This is a genomic window from Streptomyces sp. Je 1-369, assembly GCF_026810505.1.
Lineage (GTDB): Bacteria > Actinomycetota > Actinomycetes > Streptomycetales > Streptomycetaceae > Streptomyces.
In genome coordinates, this window is the sequence record NZ_CP101750.1 from 8,218,426 (window position 1) to 8,236,603 (window position 18,178).

The 18,178-nt window shown below is 71.5% G+C and carries 14 protein-coding genes; 8 read left to right on the forward strand and 6 right to left on the reverse strand.

All coding sequences use genetic code 11. The annotated features are described in order from the left end of the window. Positions 1 to 6: 6 nt before the first annotated feature. The 5 genes from NOO62_RS36300 (at position 7) to NOO62_RS36320 (ending at position 6,802) form a co-directional block, all read left to right on the forward strand. A complete protein-coding gene (locus NOO62_RS36300; RefSeq protein WP_268775041.1) occupies positions 7 to 819 on the forward strand; it encodes a class I SAM-dependent methyltransferase in 813 nt (270 codons plus the stop codon). Further along, entirely contained in the window at positions 816 to 1,772 is a 957-nt protein-coding gene (locus tag NOO62_RS36305; protein ID WP_268775042.1) for a UbiA family prenyltransferase, read from the forward strand. The genes NOO62_RS36300 and NOO62_RS36305 overlap by 4 nt, the downstream gene beginning before the upstream one ends. 11 nt (positions 1,773 to 1,783) lie before the next feature. Further along, positions 1,784 to 3,085 carry a nucleotide sugar dehydrogenase gene (locus tag NOO62_RS36310; protein ID WP_268775043.1) on the forward strand — a complete coding sequence of 434 codons (1,302 nt, stop codon included), beginning with the start codon at positions 1,784 to 1,786 and terminating at the stop codon, positions 3,083 to 3,085. Next, complete coding sequence (locus tag NOO62_RS36315) at positions 3,085 to 4,332, forward strand: benzoate/H(+) symporter BenE family transporter (RefSeq protein WP_268775044.1); 1,248 nt, start codon at positions 3,085 to 3,087, stop codon at positions 4,330 to 4,332. The genes NOO62_RS36310 and NOO62_RS36315 overlap by 1 nt, the downstream gene beginning before the upstream one ends. 121 nt (positions 4,333 to 4,453) lie before the next feature. Continuing rightward, on the forward strand, positions 4,454 to 6,802 hold the full coding sequence (locus tag NOO62_RS36320) for a helix-turn-helix transcriptional regulator (RefSeq protein ID WP_268775045.1): 2,349 nt from the start codon (positions 4,454 to 4,456) through the stop codon (positions 6,800 to 6,802). 14 nt (positions 6,803 to 6,816) lie between these two features. On the opposite strand, the gene sigJ is transcribed toward NOO62_RS36320, so the two are convergent. Together sigJ and NOO62_RS36330 are read right to left on the reverse strand one after the other, a co-directional pair. After that, complete coding sequence (sigJ, locus tag NOO62_RS36325) at positions 6,817 to 7,728, reverse strand: RNA polymerase sigma factor SigJ (protein ID WP_268775046.1); 912 nt, start codon at positions 7,726 to 7,728, stop codon at positions 6,817 to 6,819. 194 nt (positions 7,729 to 7,922) lie between these two features. Further along, complete coding sequence (locus tag NOO62_RS36330) at positions 7,923 to 9,440, reverse strand: DHA2 family efflux MFS transporter permease subunit (protein ID WP_268775047.1); 1,518 nt, start codon at positions 9,438 to 9,440, stop codon at positions 7,923 to 7,925. A 72-nt stretch (positions 9,441 to 9,512) separates the two neighbouring features. Between NOO62_RS36330 and NOO62_RS36335 the strand changes: the two genes are divergently transcribed. Both NOO62_RS36335 and NOO62_RS36340 read left to right on the forward strand, forming a co-directional pair. Beyond that, positions 9,513 to 10,133, forward strand: a complete 621-nt coding sequence (locus tag NOO62_RS36335; protein ID WP_268775048.1) for an ester cyclase — start codon at positions 9,513 to 9,515, stop codon at positions 10,131 to 10,133. Further along, positions 10,126 to 11,790 (forward strand): AMP-binding protein, encoded by a 1,665-nt coding sequence (locus NOO62_RS36340; RefSeq protein ID WP_268775049.1) that lies wholly within the window; start codon positions 10,126 to 10,128, stop codon positions 11,788 to 11,790. The genes NOO62_RS36335 and NOO62_RS36340 overlap by 8 nt, the downstream gene beginning before the upstream one ends. Positions 11,791 to 11,813: 23 nt before the next feature. On the opposite strand, the gene NOO62_RS36345 is transcribed toward NOO62_RS36340, so the two are convergent. Further along, the gene (locus NOO62_RS36345) at positions 11,814 to 14,015 is read right to left on the reverse strand and encodes an ATP-binding protein (RefSeq protein WP_268775050.1); all 2,202 of its coding nucleotides are present in this window, start codon (positions 14,013 to 14,015) and stop codon (positions 11,814 to 11,816) included. Positions 14,016 to 14,222: 207 nt separating this feature from the next. Here NOO62_RS36345 and NOO62_RS36350 point away from each other — a divergent pair, with 207 nt between their 5' ends. Next, the gene (locus NOO62_RS36350) at positions 14,223 to 14,666 is read left to right on the forward strand and encodes a hypothetical protein (protein WP_268775051.1); all 444 of its coding nucleotides are present in this window, start codon (positions 14,223 to 14,225) and stop codon (positions 14,664 to 14,666) included. Here the strand turns inward: NOO62_RS36350 and NOO62_RS36355 are convergent. From NOO62_RS36355 to NOO62_RS36365, 3 genes are read right to left on the reverse strand one after another with little or no spacing between them, the layout of a single operon-like run. Next, positions 14,652 to 15,116, reverse strand: a complete 465-nt coding sequence (locus tag NOO62_RS36355; protein ID WP_268775052.1) for an HIT family protein — start codon at positions 15,114 to 15,116, stop codon at positions 14,652 to 14,654. The genes NOO62_RS36350 and NOO62_RS36355 overlap by 15 nt on opposite strands. A 35-nt stretch (positions 15,117 to 15,151) precedes the next feature. Next, positions 15,152 to 16,867 carry a hypothetical protein gene (locus tag NOO62_RS36360; protein WP_268775053.1) on the reverse strand — a complete coding sequence of 572 codons (1,716 nt, stop codon included), beginning with the start codon at positions 16,865 to 16,867 and terminating at the stop codon, positions 15,152 to 15,154. Beyond that, entirely contained in the window at positions 16,864 to 17,955 is a 1,092-nt protein-coding gene (locus NOO62_RS36365; RefSeq protein WP_268775054.1) for a toll/interleukin-1 receptor domain-containing protein, read from the reverse strand. The genes NOO62_RS36360 and NOO62_RS36365 overlap by 4 nt, the downstream gene beginning before the upstream one ends. Positions 17,956 to 18,178 lie beyond the last annotated feature (223 nt).

Genomic DNA, 18,178 nt, shown 5'->3' on the forward strand with positions numbered 1-18,178 from the left:
ATCATCATGACGAGCCCACCGGCACAGCGGGAGTACGTCTTCGACCCGGTCTGGGAGAAGGAGACCGAGCGCCTTCGGACCAACGAGGCGATCTGGGACCCGGGCACCCTGGAGCGGCTCGCCGCACTGGGCGTGCGGCTGGGCTGGCACTGCCTGGAGATCGGCGCGGGATCCGGTTCCGTGGCACGCTGGCTCGCCGACCGCGTGGGTCCGTCCGGCCGCGTCCTCGCCACCGACCTGCAGACCGAGCGCCTCGCCTCACTGGCATCGCTGCCGCAGGTGGAGGCCGTACGGCACGATCTGCGGGAGGAGGATCTGCCCGAAGCGGCGTTCGACCTCGTGCACTCCCGCATGGTGCTCCAGCACCTGCCCGACCGGGCGGCCGTCGTGGACCGCATGGTGCGCTCACTGCGGCCCGGCGGGGTGCTGTTCCTGGAGGACACCGACTCCTCCACACTGTTCCGCTCCGCCCTTTCGGAGGACTTCCTCCAGGACGTGCGGGCCGCGGGGTACGGCCTGATGCGCGAGTCGGGCCATGACCCGCGCGGCGGCCACGTCGATCTCCAGCTGGTCCTGGCGGCCGGTCTCGAGGCGACGGCGGAGGGCCGGGCCGTGATGGTGCGCGGCGGCTCCGACCAGGCCCGGCACTACATGCTGTGGCTGGAGTTCATGCGCTCGCGCATCGTGGCCGCCGGACTCCTCGACGACGCCCGGATCGACGCGGCCCTGGCCGAGATGGCCGACCCGTCCCACCACTGGCTGAGCCAGGTGCTGATCAGCACGGTCGGCCGCAAGAGCGGAGCGGAGCAGGCACGATGACGGCGACGACCTCAGCGCCACCGCGCCCGGGCGTCCGGGAGCGTGCGGCCGCGTACGCGAAGCTGGCGAAGCTGTCGTTCTTCGACTACTACCTGTGTGTCTTCGTGGTCCTGGCGATGATGCCCGCCACCGCCCGGGACGAGCCGCGCACCTGGTGGGTCCTGGTGCTGTTCGACCTCGGCTGGGTGGGGATCGTGGCGGCCACCGTCGCACTGGACGACGTCACCGGCGTACGGGACGGCAGTGACGCCCGCAACTACGACCCGCAGGAATCGCTGCGGGCCCGGGACCGCAAGCCACTGCTCGACGGCCTGCTCACCGCGCGGCAAGCGCTGCGCTTCGGCTGGGGATGCGCCGTCGGGGGCAGCGCCCTGTGGGCGCTCACCGCGCTGGTCGCACCGCACCGGCCCTGGTGGGCGCTGGTGGCCGCGGCCTTCTCGGTGGTCATCAGCGTGCAGTACTCCTACGGACTCAAGCTCAGCTACCGGGGCGGCCAGGAGGCGGTCATCTGGCTGAGCACCGGCCTGTGCGTCCTCGTCCCCTTCGCCCTGCTGAACGGGGAGATGACCGGGGCGGCGTGGCTCGCGTGCTTCCTGTTCGGACTGTGGAGCCTCATGGTCTCGGTCTACTCCAACATCAACGACGTGGACGGCGACCGGCTGGCCGGCCGCCGCAACCTGGCGACGAGCGTCTCCCCGGGCGTCTACCGGGGCTTCATCGCCGGGCTCTCGCTCGCCGAGACCGGCGCGATCGCCGTCACCGCGGCGGTCGGCGCGGTGCCCTGGTGGTTCTGTGCGTTCCTGCTGCCCGTGATGGGGCTGCGCGCCCGGCAGGCACACGCCGGACTGGTCGCGGGCGAGGTCCTCGCGGCCCGCAAACAAGGCGTCACCATCCACCGCTGGGGCGTCGTCCTGATGGTCGCCGCGAACCTGGCGCTCGTGCACAACGGCTGAAAGGGCACACGATGTCCGCAACGAAGAAGGACGCCGTCCCGCGGAAGGCGGGGCGCCGGGTGGTGGTGGTCGGCCAGGGGTACGTGGGTCTGCCGCTGGCCGTGGGGGCGGTGGAGGCCGGCCACACCGTCGTGGGATACGACGTGGACGCGGGCCGGATCGCCCGGCTGCGGTCGGGCGACTCCTACGTGGAGGACGTGGACGCGGGGCGACTGGCCAAGGCACTGGAATCCGGCGCCTACCGCCCCACGACCGACGCGGCGGAGCTCGCCGGATTCGACGTGGCCGTGGTCACCGTGCCGACCCCGCTCCTTGACGACGTCCCCGACCTGACCTGCATCGAGGAGGCGGCGCTGACGCTGGCCGCGCATCTGCGGCCCGGCGCACTGATCGTTCTGGAGTCCACCACCTACCCGGGTACCACCGAGGACGTATTCGGCGCGCTGCTGCAGAAGGAGAGCGGCCTGTGCCCCGGCGCCGACTTCAACCTCGGGTACAGCCCCGAGCGCATCGACCCCGGAAACAAGCGCTGGTCCCTGGAGACCACCCCCAAGATCGTTTCGGGCGTGGACGCGGAGTCCCTGCGCCGCACCGCGGAGTTCTACGACACGGTGGTCGAGCGGACCGTCCCGGTGCGCGATCCGAAGACCGCCGAGCTGACCAAGCTCCTGGAGAACACCTATCGCCACGTCAACATCGCACTCGTCAACGAGATGGCGGTGATCGCGCGCGAACTCGGCGTGGACGTCTGGGAAGCGATCGACGCGGCCTCCTCCAAACCGTTCGGTTTCATGCCGTTCACACCGGGCCCCGGAGTGGGCGGCCACTGCCTGCCCGTCGACCCCCGCTATCTCTCCTGGCGGGTGGAGCGTGAGCTGGGCCGCCGGTTCCGTTTCGTCGACCTCGCCAACGACGTCAACAGCCAGATGCCGCACTACGTGGTGCAGCGTCTCGTCCAGGCCCTCAACGAGCTCCAGCGCCCGGCGAACGGCTCCCGCGTGCTGCTGCTCGGCCTCGCGTACAAGCGCAACACCGGGGACGCCCGCGAGTCGCCCGCGGTGAAGGTCGCCGAACTCCTGCTGCGCACCGGCGCACACGTGCACGCGGTGGACCCGCACGTACGCGAGTCCGTGCCGCTGGACACCCGCGTGCGCAGGGTGGAACTGACCGAGGAGGAGGTGGCCGCCGCGGACGCGGTGGTACTGCTCACCGCCCACGACGACTTCGACTACGACGTGGTCCTGCGCGGCGCCCGGCATGTCCTCGACTGCCAGCGGAGGCTGCGGCCCGCCGCCAACGTCGAGCTCCTCTGATGGCGCAGGCCCTCGGCGGCCGGGCACGTCGGATGTGGCAGGACGCGTCCGTCTCCGCGGTGGTCGCGGGGGCCGTCGCGGTCGTCGTCTCCTTCGCGGGGCCCCTGACCATCGTCGTCCAGGCCGCGCACGCCGGCGATCTGGACGAGGCCCGGCTCTCCTCGTGGATCTGGGCGATCGCCGTGGGCAGCGGGGTGACCGGGTTCGTACTGAGCCTGCGGCTCCGCGTGCCCGTCGTGGCCGCCTGGTCGACGCCGGGCGCGGCACTGCTCGTCACCCAGCTGGACGAGGTCCCGTACGCGACGGCGATCGGGGCGTATCTCGCTGCCGCCGCGCTCACCGTGCTGGTGGGGGTGACGGGCTGGTTCGACGCGCTGATGCGGCGCATCCCGGGGGCTGTCGTCTCCGCCGTCCTGGCCGGGATCCTGCTGCGCTTCGGCCTGGATGCCTTCCGGGCCCTGGAGAGCGGTCCGGCCGTGGCCGGGGTGATGCTCGCCGGGTACGTCGTATGCCAGCGGGTGGCGCCCCGGTACGCCATCGCGGCGCCGCTCGCCGCGGCTGTCGCGGTGGCGGGCGCCACCGGCACGCTGTCCCTCGGCGGCACCCAACTATCCCTCGCAGCACCGGTGTTCACTACGCCCGCATGGCCCGGCGAGGCGTTGGTGAGTCTGACGCTGCCGCTGTTCCTCGTCACCATGTCGGCACAGAACGCACCGGGGGTCGGGGCGCTCAGGGAGGCCGGGTACGCGGTGCCCTCGGGGCGGCTGGTCCGTGACACGGGTGTGGCATCGGCTGTCTTCGCGCCGTTCGGCGCACACGCGATCAACCTCGGCGCGATCACGGCGGCGATCTGTGCGGGCCCGGACGCTCACGAGGACCGTGCCCGCCGCTACGTGGCCGGGCTGAGCTGTGGCGTGTTCTACGTCGTGGTGGGCCTGTGCGGGGCGACCGTCGCCGGCCTGTTCGCGGCGCTGCCGCAGGAGCTGATCTCGGCGGCCGCGGGCGTCGCCCTGCTGGGCGCTCTGGGCGGCAGCATCTCGACGGCCTTCACCGAGGCGGACAGCCGGACCCCCGCGATCGTCGCATTTCTCACCACGGCTTCCGGGCTCACCTTGTGGGGACTCGGAGCGGCTTTGTGGGGTCTTGTCTTCGGGATGCTCTGCCGGGTCGTACTGAAGAAACCAGAACAGAATAGGAATGCCGACGGAGACCGCTCATCCAGTGATCTGAAGGGGCGGCAAGAGTAGAGCCATGAATGCGTAAAGGAGGTTCCCCTGGAGATATGCGGTCCGTATGCTCTGTTCCTAGGATCACGCACAGAGACTACGGGGGTAGTGTTATGCGGAATGCGAAATCCCATTTACCTGAATGCCCACGACGCGCACGATTCGTGATCGTGTCATCCCGATGACCGCCGTGGCGCTCGCCACCGGTGAACCGTGCCCGCAGCTGATCGTCGACACACCGTCCGGCCTGCCCGGCCATCGCGGCACGCTGGTGGGACGCGACCTGGAAGTCCTCACCCTCTCCGCGCTGCTCGGTGAGGAGACGCACCGGCTGATCACCCTGACAGGCCCCGGCGGGGTCGGCAAGAGCCGACTGGCCCGCGAGGCCGTGGCCGATGCCAGGATCACCCGGGTCGTCCGTCTGGACCTGCACGGGACCACCGGGCACGACGACCTCACCGAGACCCTGGCCGCCCACCTGCCGGACGAGCCGTGCCTGCTGGTGCTCGACGGGTGCGAACAGACCGCCGACGCCACCGCCGCCGCGGTCGACACCCTGTTGAGCCACACGCCCGGACTGCGCGTCCTCGCCACCAGCCGCCGTGCCCTGCACCTGTACGGGGAGCAGTTCTTTCCCGTACCGCCGCTGCCGACCCCGCCCCCGCCGTACCGGCAGGACGTCCGCGAACTCCAGGACTACGCCGCGGTGCAGTTGTTCGTCGACCGGGCCCGGGCGGTCGATCCGTCGTTCACGCTGACCGCGCGGAACGCCCGGGCGGTGGCGGAGATCTGCGACCGCATGGACGGACTGCCACTGGCGATCGAGCTGATGGCGGAGAAGCTGCGCCTCCACCGGGTGGACGGTCTGCTGAACCGGCCGGGCGAGGACCGGCCGGAGCCGGACGGCCACCCCGCCGTGCGCCCGCCGCTGCACCGCCGCATCCGCTCGATCACGGAACACAGCTTCCGGCTGCTCGACGAGGACCAGCGCGCGCTGCTCACCCGGCTCTCGGTCTTCACGGCCGGCACGAACTTCCCCACGGCCGGGGAGTTCTGGAACCTCCCCGCGCCCCGGACGGAACAGGCGGTGGAGACACTGGTCGGCCACCATCTGCTACGGGTGACGCCGGGCGGCGACGAACCGCAGTTCACGATGTTCAACACCGTCCGCGAGTACTGCCTGGAACGACTGTCCGCCGCAGGCGAGTTGCCGGACGCCCGGCGCCACCACGCGGAGCACTTTCTGCTCCTCGCCCTGGAAGCCGGGCCCCACCTCACCGGGCCGCGACAGGCGCAGTGGTTCCAGCGCCTCGCCCCACTGCACGCGGACCTGCTGGCCGCGCTGACCTGTCTCGAAGCGAGCGGCCGCCGACTGGACGCGGCGCGCGCCACCCTCGCCCTGCACCGTTTCTGGCTGGTGCGCGGCCACCTCGACCTCGCCGAACAGTGGCTGGCCAGAGCGGCGCAGACGTTCGCAGTCACTTCCGGATACGAGGAGCAGACCGCGCGGGCCGAGTCGGCCCGGGGGGAGGTGGCCCTCGTGCGCGGCAGCGTGCGGCTGGCGGCCGACTGCTTCTGGCGCGCCGCCCGCGTCTACCGCGAGCGGGGCGACACCGCCCACGAGGGAGCCGCGCTGGCCTGGCTCGCCTCCACCGACCACCGCCCCACGGGTCCCGGGGCGGTCCACAGAGCCGCGGTGCACCTGCTCCGCATGGCCGCCCACGAGCGGGCGACCGTCGAGGTGGCGCACGCCGCCCTCCCCTTGGCTGCCGGGAGTTCGTCCACCGATGCCAAGCTCACCGCCGACCTGCTGGACGCGGCGAACGCCCTGTTCGGGCGGGCGAGGGACGTCCGGGGCGAGGGGTACGTGCTCGGCATGCGCGGCGCCATGGCCGACTCCCGGGGCGACCAGGCGCTGTCGGAACAACTGCTGTGGGAGGGGCTGTACCGGCTGCGCTCCATCGGGGAACACATGGTGCTGCCCATGGTGCTCGAAAGCCATGCGGTGCACCTGTGGCACCGGCTGCCGCACCAGGGGCACCGGGTGGCCCGGCTGTTCGCGGCCGCGTCCGCCGTGCGGGAGTCGACCGGGGCGCATCCGCCGCCGATCGTCCACGGCGCGGCCGCCGCCCTGCCCGACGTGCGCCGTCTGCTGTCCGGTTCCGAATACGCGGCGGCGTGGCGGGAGGGGCGGGGGCTCTCCGCCGTCGCGGCCGCGGGCGAGGCGCTGGCCTTTGGACCGCCGCCCTCCGGGCCCGCCGCGGCGGCGCCCCGTCCGACGCCGCTCACGGCCCGGCAGCATGAGGTGGCCGTGCTGGTCAGTCAGGGGATGACCAACCGCCAGATCGCACAGCAGCTCCGGTTGTCGGAGTGGACCGTGGTCAACCATGTCCGGGAGGTCATGCGCCGGTTGGAGGTGCCGTCGCGCCTCCACGTGGCGAAGTGGGTGCTGGGACGTCAGCAGCACGACGGTCCGGACATCGTGGCCTGAGGTGTCGCGCCGGCTCAGGGCGTCGCCGGGATCCGGCTCAGCTTCTCGGGGTTGCGTACGGCGCGCACGGCGGTGATCCGGGGGCGGTCGCCGGTCAGGTCGATGTCCGCGGTGACCACGGCGAACACTTCTGCGGGCGTGGCCAGTACGGCGGCGGGCGTGCCGTCGTGCTGCACGTCCATCCGGACCACGAGTCCGGGCGGGTACCGGCCCGCGGTGGACGCGAAGTACTCGGCGACACCGGTGGCTCCGTGCAGCGGAACGCGCGGGGTCTCCGCGTGGCCGTTGCCGTCCGCCCACATGGTCACGTCGGGCGCGAGCACCGTCATGAGTGCCTCCACGTCGCCGTCGAGGCAGGCGGCGACGAAGCGCTCGGTGATCTCGCGGACCCGTCGGCGGTCCGATTCGAAGCGCCGGTCCTTCAGCCGCACACGGCGCCGGGCCCGGCTGCCGAGCTGCCGTACGGCCTGTTCGGTGCGGTCGATCGCCCGGGCGACTTCGGGGAAGCTGAACCCGAACACCTCGTGCAGCACGAACACCACGCGCTCCAGCGGGGACAGCGTCTCCATCATCACCAGGACCGCCATGCTCACGGACTCGCCGAGCAGTGAGGACTCCACCGCGACGTCGGAGGAGACCAGCAGCGGTTCGGGCAGCCAGGGTCCCACGTACTCCTCGCGCCGGGCCCGGCTGCGGCGCATCTCGTCGATGGAGGTGCGGGTGACGGCCCGCACCAGGTAACCACGAGGATCGGCCACGTCGTCCCGGTCGATGCGCTGCCAGCGCAGCCAGGTCTCCTGGACGACGTCCTCGGCGTCGGTGACGGTGCCGAGCATGCGGTACGAGATTCCGAACAGCAGCTGCCGGTACTGTTCGAACGGATCCGAGGTGCCGGATCGCTCGGAGATGGCTGTCGCCTCGGCCATGACTCTCCGTTCCACGTTCACTCGGGTTCACGGCGGATCGTGTCCGATCGCCAACTGCCGTGCCGAGTCTACAATCTTGGCCCCCCGCCTCTCCCACCGAATCCTGCCGTTCTCGGTGGCCGGGCCACATTCCGGCGTGCGGAATTCCTCTCCGGGATTTCGGTGCGTCGAGAAGGGGGGTGGAAAGAATTCCGCTAGTCCCGGGTGTGGACGACATCCGATTCCGTCCGGGGCTGCGCGGACAATTCCGGCTCGGGGCGCCGGGCCGGTGGCAGGAGCATGGCGAGTGCGGAGCCGATGACGGCCACCGCGACCGTGAGGAACAGGCCGTAGCGCACCGCGTCGGTGAGGCCGTCGGCGTACATCGAATCCGTGAGCCGGCCCGCCTGCTGCCGGACCTCCTCGGGGACGCCCTCGGCCGCGAGGCGGTTCTGCAGGAGGGCGCCGACCGCGGCGCCTCCGACGACCGCGCCGATCTGCCGGAACGTGGTGAACATGCCGGAGGCGACACCGGTCAGCTGCGGCGGGATCTCCTGCATGGCGAGCGTGCTGGTGGGCGCGAACACCAGGCCCATGCCGATACCGAAGACGATCTGACCCGGGATGATGGCCCACACGTCGGAGTCCGGCTCGGCCATGACCGCGATGAGGGCGATACCGGCTCCGAAGATCAGCAGGCCGGGCACGAGAAGCTTGCGGCCACCCAGTCTGCCGACCGCGTTGCCGGCCAGCGGCGCCACGACCATCGAGACCAACGGGCCGGGCACCAGCGCGAGACCGGCTTCCCCCGCGGAGAGCCCCAGCACGGACTGCAGGTAGAGGGTGAGCGGCAGCAGCACGCCGATGGAACCGAACAGCAGCATCGCGCCGAGCAGGGCGGAGACGGTGAACCCGCGGCTGCCGAACAGTTCGAACGGCACCAGCGGACGCCGGTCCTGACGGGTCCGCTGGTGCAGGGCGAAGACCCCGAGGAGCGCGACACCGAGCACGAGAACGAGCGGGATGCTGAGGAAGGACTCGATGGTGCCCCAGTCGTAGCGCTCACCCTCGATCAGCCCGTACACGATCAGGCTCAGGCCCGCCGTGGACAGCACGGCGCCCACCAGGTCCAGCGGAGGTCGCTGCTCCCTGCGGATGTCGGGCACCACGACCAGCGCGCCCACCAGGGCCGCCGCGCCGATCGGAAGGTTGATGAAGAAGATCCAGCGCCAGTCGAGACCGGAGACCAGCGCACCGCCGAGGGTCGGCCCGGCGACCGTGGCGAGGCCAGCGACCGCCGACCACACGCCGAACGCCGCCCCGCGCCGCTCGGCCGGGAAGACGGCGCTGATCAGGGCCAGGGTCTGCGGCATCATCACGGCGGCGCCGAGCCCCTGGACCGCCCGGGCCGCGATCATCTGTCCCGGGGTGTCCACGAGGCCGCACACCACCGATGCCAGGGTGAAGACGGCGAGTCCGGCGGCGAAGACCCGCTGAGCGCCGAAGCGGTCGCCGAGCCGTCCAGAGAGCAGCAGCAGGGCTGCGAAGACGAGCATGTAGGCGTTGGCGAACCACAGGATGTCGTCCAGTGACGCGCCCAGGCCCGCCGCCATCTCGGGGATGGCGATCGTGACGATCGTCGTGTCGAGCAGCGTCATGAAGGAGCTCGCGCAGAGCACCGTCAGCACCAGCCAGGGGTTCCGCTGTCGGGTAGGTGGTGCGTCCGTGACCATCGCGCGGCCTCTCGTTCGTCGTCGGGTGAGGTACTTCAACAGGACCGACGCAGCCGGACGCGAAACCGTGACATGGGCGTCCTGTCACACTTCGCGGCGCGGCTGCGTCGGTACTGGTTGAGGGGGCCCCGACCGGCCGCGGGAGGACCGCCCCGTCACCTACGACGTGCCGACACGGGCACCACGACATCGAAGGCAGGACGGGAATTGAACGGCGAGACGCTCATCCAGCGATACATCCGGGCCTTGGGAGAGCAGGACTGGGACACCCTCACCGAGCTCTACGACGAGGACGCGGTCTTCTACACGCCCCTCAAGTGGGGAGTCAAAGGCGTCCCGTTCATGGTCCAGTTCTGCAAGGCCGTACACCAGGGCTTCCCCGGCGTACGGGTCGCCCTGCACGACGAGTTCTCCAACGCGGACGGCACCCGGACGGCGTTCCGTTTCTCGATGCACTGGCACAACACCGGGCCGTTCCTCGGGCATGAGCCCACCGGGGAGCGCGGGTCGAGCATCGAGGCCCACACCGTGCGGGTCCGCGCGGGCCGCATCACCGAACAGGTCGTGGCCGTCGGGTCCTTGCACCTGCCGTACATCGAACTCGTGCGCTGGGGCATGGAGTTCCCCCGCGACCTGGTCGACCCCGCGCCCGAGATCATGTCCTCCCCGCAGGGCGGGGGAACGCATGGCTGAGCGCACGGGCATCCCCTTCACGACCCGGCCGCCCGGGAACGTCGCCGCGCGCATGCGCGAGCAGGGGTGGTGGCGCGACCGGTCCATCATCCAGGACCTGCTCGACGCGGCCGCCGAGCATCCCGAGGCCCCCGCGGTCGTCGCCGCCCGCACCGACGCGGCCGACCCGGTCACCATCACGTACGCCCAACTCGCGCGCCACGCCGAACGGTTCGGCGCCGCCCTGCTCTCCCTCGGGATCCGCCGCGGTGACCGGGTCGCCTTCCAGCTCCCCGGCTGGTGGGAGTCCGCGGCACTGACCCTGGCCTGCGCCTGGACGGGAGCCGTCGCGGTACCGCTGCTGCCCACGATGCGCGGCCGCGAGGTCGAGCGCCTGCTCCGGGTGGCCGGGGCGCGTCTCTGCGTCGTCCCGGACACCTGGGGCGGCCACGACTACGCGGCGGTCCTGGAGGAGATCGCGCCCAGGCTCCCCGAACTGCGCCACCGGGTCGTCCACGGTGACGAGGCGCCCGACGGAACCATCGACTTCGCCACGTACTTCCTGCACACCGAGCACGAGGCCCGCCTGCCCCACCCGCTCGAAGTGCCGTCCGGGCAGGACCTCGACTCCGTGATCCTGGTGATGTTCACCTCCGGCACCACGGGCGAGCGCAAGGCCGTGCTGCACACCGAGAACACGCTCTACGCCGGGACCGCCGCCGCGGCGGGCGTCGCCGAGCGAGGCTGGGACACGGGCGAGGTGTTCTGTTCACCCCACCCCATCTCGGGGCTCGCCGGTCTCCTGTACTGCCTCTGGGGGCCGATCCTCGCCCGAGGTGCCGGGGTGTACCTGGACACGTGGAACGCGGCGGAGCAGCTGAAGCTGATGGCCGACGCGCAGGCCAACCAGGTGTTCGCCGCGCCACCGTTCGCGGCGCAGCTGGTCGAGGCACAGCGGGCCGACCCGCGTGAGGTGCCCGCCCTGCGGTTCGTCATGTGCGGGGGCGCACCCGTGGTGCCGAAGCTCGTGGCCGACGTCACCGACGCCTTCTCGGTGCCGGTGCGTACCTGCTGGGGAATGACCGAACTCGGCATGGGCATCCGCACCCCGGAAGGGGGGCCACCGGCCGGTGCCGTCCGCAGTGACGGTCGTCCCCTCGCGGGCCTGGAGATCTCCCTGCGGGAGGTCGCGGGGGAGGACGGCGTGCACCGGCTCTGGGTCCGTGGACCCTCCGTATGCGTGGCCGTGTGGTCGCCCGGGGCGGACGGTGGGGCGGCGCGGCCGACCTGGACGCACGACGACGGGTGGATGGACACCGGTGACCTGGTGCGCGACGACGGCGCGGGCGGCGTGCGCTTCGAGGGGCGGGCGAGCCGCCGGGTCGGGGGACCGTACATGATCCCCGTGGCGGACGTGGAGGGGGAGATCCTGCACCACCCCGATGTGCGCGAGGCCGTGATCATCGGCTACAGCGGAGAGGACGGCCAGGAACGCGCGTGTGCGGTACTCGCGCCCCGTGCGGACCGGACACCGGACCTGGCCGAGCTGCGCGCGTTTCTCTCCCGGCGCGGAATGACGGAGTGGTACATCCCCGAACGGGTGCTGGCGGTCGCGGAGCTTCCCAAGAACGAGAACGGAAAGGTCGTCGTCGGGCAGCTGCGTCCGCTCCTGGGCTGACGCTCCCCGCTGTCTCCCGTCCGCTATCGCGTCTGCCGCTGCGCCACCCACTGGGCGATGTGGACACGGGACGGCACGTCCAGTCGGCGCATGATGTGTCGTACGTGGTTCACCACGGTCCACTCCGACAGGTCGAGCCGACTGGCGATCTGCCGGTTGGTCAACCCGTTGCTGACGAGCAGAGCCACCTCGTACTGACGGGTCGAAAGACGCGCGGAGCGGGGCGCCGCCGACGGCGCGGGCCTGGCGGACAGGGGGCAGGCCAGCGCTTCTTGGGCCGCGGCCCACGGAGTCAGGGCCCGCCCCTCCCGCCGTACGGCCTCGTACTCCGGAGTGGAGAAGGACGTGTGCAGTTCCCGTGCGGCCGCGGCGGTGGGCAGGGCCGTGGCCGGCAGCGGGTTCGCTCCGGTCGCCTCCCGGATGGCCGCCGCGGCGGCGAGTATCCGGGCGACCCGCGGGCCCTGGTCCGGCAGACGCTGCCACAGCAGATGGGCGCGGGCTTCCAGGGCCCGGGGCAGCATGGTGCACTCCCCGACGGCCTGGAGCCGGAGCAGGCCTTCGTGGAGAAGGCTCTCGGCCACCTCCTGATCGCCGCGCGCGATGCTCAGATCGGCGCGCTGCATGAGGACCAGGCCCTGGCCGCGTACGTCCGGTGCTCGCGCGTACACGCTCTCCGCCGCGTCGAGGAGGTCCGAGGCCAGTTTGACGTCGGTCCGGCGTACCCGCGCGGCGAGCGCGAGCGCCGCCTCCCCGGCCTCCTCGGGCGCGGGGGAGGTCCGCGCGGTCTTGAGTACGTGGTCCGCGAGGACGCGGGAGTCGCCCGCTGCCGTGCCGGGCCGCGCCGCGGCCAGTTGGGCGAGGGCGGTCAGCTCCTGGTGGCGCCGGCCGCACTCCGCGTAGGCGATGGCGGCCCGCCGGAAGCAGTCCGACGCGAGGAGGCTGTCCCCGGTGGCCATGGCCAGCGCGCCGCGCGCCGCCTCGGCCCGCGCGGTGAGGTGCCGCTGTCCGGCGGCGTTGAGGAACACGGCCGCGGCGTCCGTCAGCCATCGCTCCCCGGCGGCGAGGTGACCCCGCGTCAACCAGTAACGGCGCAGGGCGAGTGCGGCCAGGGCCGCGTCGTACTGCCGCCCCCGCGCGGCGAGTTGGGTGAGGGCGGCCTGGAGGTTGTCGTGGTCCGACTCCAGCAGGTTCAGCCATTCGTGCTGCCGCGGCCCCGCCAGATGAGGTTCTGCCCGCAGCGCCTCCGCCAGGAACAGCTCGGCGTGCCGATCGCGGGCGCCGACCAGGGTGCCGGCCGCGGCGAGCCGGGCCAGACCGCACTCCCGGACGATGTCGTACGCGGAGTACCGGCTCTCGGAGCCGGCGGTGTCCACGCGCAACAGCTCATGGGCGACGAGGGCGTCGGCGGCCTGCCGCGCCCGGTCGACGGGCAGCTCCCAGAGCTCCCCGACCGTGGTGAGGCGCACACCGCCGACCGCCACCGAAAGGCGGGCGAGCAGCTCGCGCTGATGCCCGTCGAGCGGACGGTTGATGTGCTGCGAGATCGCGCTGATGGAGCGGTGCTGCGGCGAGCGCGCGGGGTGCGACCCGCCGAGGACCGGCCTGCCTTCCCGCAGCCGGGCCAGGAGTGCGTCGAGGTCCAGCAGGTGCAGCCGGTTGGCGGCGAGTTCGACGGCGAGCGGGATGCCGTTTAGGCGGGCACAGATCTCGGCGACGGACCGGGCGTTGTACGCGGTCAGGGCGAAGGAGGGGACGATCCTCCTGGCCCGCTCGACGAAGAGCGTCACCGCGGGGTACTCGTGGAGCTCCGACACCTCTTGCCGGTAGGGAGGTGCCGGCGCGGACAGCGGCTGCACGGGAAACACCTGCTCGCCGAGGACCCGCAGCGGCCCGCGGCCGGTGGCCAGGATCCGCAGCAGGGGCCGCTCGTCGAGGAACGCCTCGACCGCGGCGGGCGCGGTGTCCCCCGACAGCTCGAACCCGTCGAGGACCAGCCAGGCCTCGCCCGACACCGGGTGGATGTCCCTCGCCGCGGCCAGCGCTTGAGGGCCCTCCATGCCGTGCGCGTCCACATGGTGCACGACGGGCAGCGCGGCGTCGGCCACCGCGGCCTCGGCGAGCCGGGTCTTGCCGACGCCGTCGGGACCGGTGAGGGTCAACAACCTGGCTCTGTGCTGCCTGAGTTGCAGGGAGAGGTTCAGCAGGTCGATGCCGCGTCCGACCATGGGCGCACGAGCCCGCGCCTCGGACCGCGACGAATGCTCCGCATAGGAAACCGGTGCCTTTCGGGTCATTCCGACGCCCCCGTCGATCCTGAGGAAAACCTTGGTGTTCAAAACCGGGATGTGGGTCTGTTCCTGAGTCTATGGGGTCCGGGCAGAGCCGGGTGAGCAGCACGCCTCCCCTCCGACAGCGCGCACTGACTAAGATCCGTGGAAGACGAGTTGTCGGGGGGACACATGTCGGCGGGGCTGGACGAAGGCCGGATGCGGCATCTGGAGTTGATCCAGACGATCGTGACCCGGATGGGCAACAACTCCTTCCTCATCAAGGGGTGGTCGCTGACGGTCACAGGCGCCCTGCTCGCCTACGCCGTCGGCAACGACAAGAGCGCCATCGCACTGGTCGGCTTCGTGCCGGTGCTCGCCTTCTGGGCCCTGGACGGCTACTTCCTCTACCAGGAGCGGCTGTTCCGACGTCTCTACGAGCGCGTGCGCAGCAACTCCGCGACGAACGCGATCGAACCGTTCGCCATGGACGTGGCGCCGGGCAGGGAGAAGGCGGGCGTGCTGAAGGCCGCCGGTTCCTTCACCGTGGCCGGGTTCTACGGAGGCCTCACCCTGGCCCAGGCGTTCGCGCTGCTATTCGTGTTGTGAGGGGCGTACGTGCGGTGTGTCCAGTGCCGCACGCAGGCGCCGCACCGAGTCGTCGAGGCGGGCCGCGTCCGTCTCGATGGGCTCGGGCCACAGCCGGGGCATCCGGTCGCCCGCGTAGCGCGGTACGACGTGGACGTGGAGGTGGAACACGGACTGGGTGGCGACCGCACCGGACGACTGGATGACGTTCAGCCCCTCGGGGCGGTGAACCGCCCGGACCGCGTGTGCGGCCCTGAGCACCGCCGTCCCCACGGCCGCCGCCGTCGCCTCGTCGAGGTCCCAGATGTCCGCGACGTGGCGGCGGGGCGCGACGAGGACGTGTCCCGGGTGGACCGGGGTGAGGGGGAGGAAGGTCAGGGTGTCCGTGGTTCCGTCGACGACACGGGCCGGTCGGGTTCCCGCGTCGACCTCGCAGAAGACGCAGTCGGGGTCGTGGTGTTCGGCAGCCATGAGGCGAACGATAGGCGTGAGGGGTGACGTGTTCCTCAGACGGCGCGGTCGTTGACGTCGCGGAATGCCAGGGGGAGCCGCTTCACCAGGTCCCTGTCGAGGTGGGGCAGGTGGGTCCTGGACTCGGCGACCATCGACTGGGCGAGCGTGGAGACGTAGTTGTTGAGCTCCGTCTCCTTGTTGTCCGCGACCAGGTCGTACACGTCCCCGCCGTACTGCGGCCTGCCTTCCGAATGCACCGCGTACTGGTACGGCACGAAGTCGGCCGGCATCTCCCAGTCCCCGAGCGGCCTGACCCAGAACACGGGCAGGATGGCGATGGGCTCCTGGCCGGGGACGGCGTTGAGGTTCGCCATGCGCTGCACCATGACGGCCCACTCGCGCCGGCACCAGTCGCGCTGGAAGTACCCCTCCGTGATCAGGGGGACCATCAGCCGCGTGGTGCGGATCGCCTCGATGAGCTTGGGCTCCCAGGTGGCCCCGTGCTGCATCATCTTGTCGAAGAAGCCGGACTTCGTGACCCGCCCGCCGAGCTTGGCCGTCACCCGCTTCTCCAGCAGGTTGTGGAACCTGAGCGCCTCCTCGAAGTCGACGTCCCGGTTGTGCCAACTGGTGAAGAAGAAGCAGGAGGCCGCCTCGGCAGGCGCCGTCGGCTGCGTCTGTGCCTCCTCCCGGGTCCCGGACCAGCGCCCCGCCAGTTCCTCGGCGATCCCTCGCACGCTGTCGGCCATCTGACGGCCGGTCCGCGCCTCCTCGGTGGCCTCCGCCACCGTGTCGGCCAGCGCCCGCACGAACCCGGGATCCTCCTGCTCGAACACCGCGTCGAGCAGCAGGTCGACGCGCTCCGCCATGGACAGGAGGTCCACACCCACGGACACCGCTTCGGGCAGCACGGTCGCCGTCGACCGCAGCCGCAGGGCCTCCATCCAGCGCCGGTAGCTGCCGGTGTCCCTGCACACCGTCGAACGCAGCAGGCTGGACCGCAGGCTGGTGCGCGCCCTGTCGGGCACGTCGGCCCGGTGCTGCGCGGGGAGCGCGGGGGACGGTTTGGGCTGTTCGGGCGGTGGTGGGGCCATGCGGGCTATCTCCGTAACGGTGGCGACCTGTTCCACGGTGACCTTGCCCGAAAGAACGGCCTCTCCGGCGCGCACGATCTGATGCGGATGCCCGTCGAAGGTGTCCGCGAGCCGCGCGGCCTGCCGCTTGTCGAGACCCATGTTCTCCATGAGGAGCCGGACCACGTCGGGCCGGGCCAGCGGGCCCACGAGCAGCCGGGCGTCCGGCTTCCACGCGCCGGTCCCGCGCGAGGTGACCAGAACGCGCGCGTTGCCCTGCGGGAAGTGCTGCCACAAGGTGTCCGGGTCCGCCGCGTTGTCGAAGATGTAGAGCCAGTCGGCAGCCGTGGGACCGTCCAGCGGCCGCCCCAGATCCTGCTCGAACGCCTCGCGCAGCTGCTCCGTCTGCTCCGCCATCCGGCCCGCGAGCCGGGCCGGGTCCGGTTCACGGGCGCAGTCGAAGACCCACATCAGTTCGTAGTGCTGGGTGTAGAGGTGGCCGTAGGAAATGGCCAACTGCGAGGACCCGTACCCGTACGGACGGTCCTCCGGGTCGTGCACGAGCACGGTGCGGTGGTCCATGAGCAGCCGGTGCGCGTCCGCGATCTCCTCGTCCCTGCCGACGAACGGCGCCGGCAGCGGCGGGAGGTTGTTGATCTGCGGCAGCTCCCGGGGCGGACGCCGTGACGGGCTCACCGGCCGCTCCCACGATCCGCCGACTGCTGCGGGGTCTCGGGGAGCACCTGCTCGATCAGGTGCTCGGCCTCCGCGGGATCCGCGCCCGCGAGGACGACGACGTTCGCATCACGGACGAGCAGCGGCCGGGGCGCCGCGTCGATCTGCACCAGGACGGCCTGGGACGGGCGGCCGGGGGAGTTGGCGAACGTGTCCGCCCACTCGGTGGGGCTCGTGTTCCCCGCGGCGAAGTAGTTGCGCGAGAAGATGACGAGCATGCGCTCCGCCGCCGCCCGCGCCTGCGCGACCGCGTCCTGGAGACTCTCGCGGCTGGCCCGCCAGCGGCGCTGCACGACATCGTGCCCCCGCTGGCCGAGCACCTCCGACATCCAGTCGGCCCACGGCTGGTCGGCGCCGACATAACTGATCGCGACCGAACCCGGCACGCGCCGCTGCAGCGTCCCCGCGTCGAGGATCTCGGGCCAGCGCGCCCAGTTCCGCACCTCGACGTCGGCGGGCTGCCCGGCCTGCGCCGCGCTCTCGCTGCCGAACGCCGGGTCCAGCTCCTGGGCATCGGCCAGGTCCAGTCGTTCCAGTTCCGTACGCCCCGCCTCGGCAACGGTTTTGGCCAACTGTTCGAGGAGCGCGTAATACCGTACTTCGTTCTCCGCCCCGTGCGAGGCCGCCAGGGACTCCAGTCCGTACTGCCGCAGCCAGTCGAAGGCTCCGGGCCCCTCCACCGATGTGCGTACGCCCGCCGGAACCTGGTCGTCGGCGACCGGCTTCCAGCACAGCGGGACCAGGCAGCCGCGCGCCGGCACACCCCGGATGTCCTCGTGGTGGCGCATCCGGGCGTCGAAGACCGCCCATTCGAGTCCCGCGCCGCGGTCGGTGAAATATCGGGGGGAGTACAGCACGATCATGACTCCGGCCCTGGTCACGTCGCCCTCACGGGCCGACTCGGGCTCCGCCACCGCGCCCAGTACGCCGCTGACGCCGAACCCTTCCTGGATTCGCAGCCGGTACTCCAGATCGGCGTGGAAACGCGTCAGCGCACGCCAGCCATCAGCACGTACACAACTCGTATAGAAGAAAGCGGCTGGATCCACGCGCCCCTCACAAACTTCCGCCAACGGTCCGGCGTGATGGACATTCGCGCAGACTCGGTGAGAACGGATGGCCGGTCGGTCAGCGGCGGCTCCTCCGAGGCCGGTTCATACTCCCTCAATACCCCAGAGGATAGGCTTACTTGGCCCCGGCCGATATACTCACAGGCATCTGGTGGGAGCGCTCGGTGAGCGCACCGACGCATTCACGAGCGGGGGGACGACC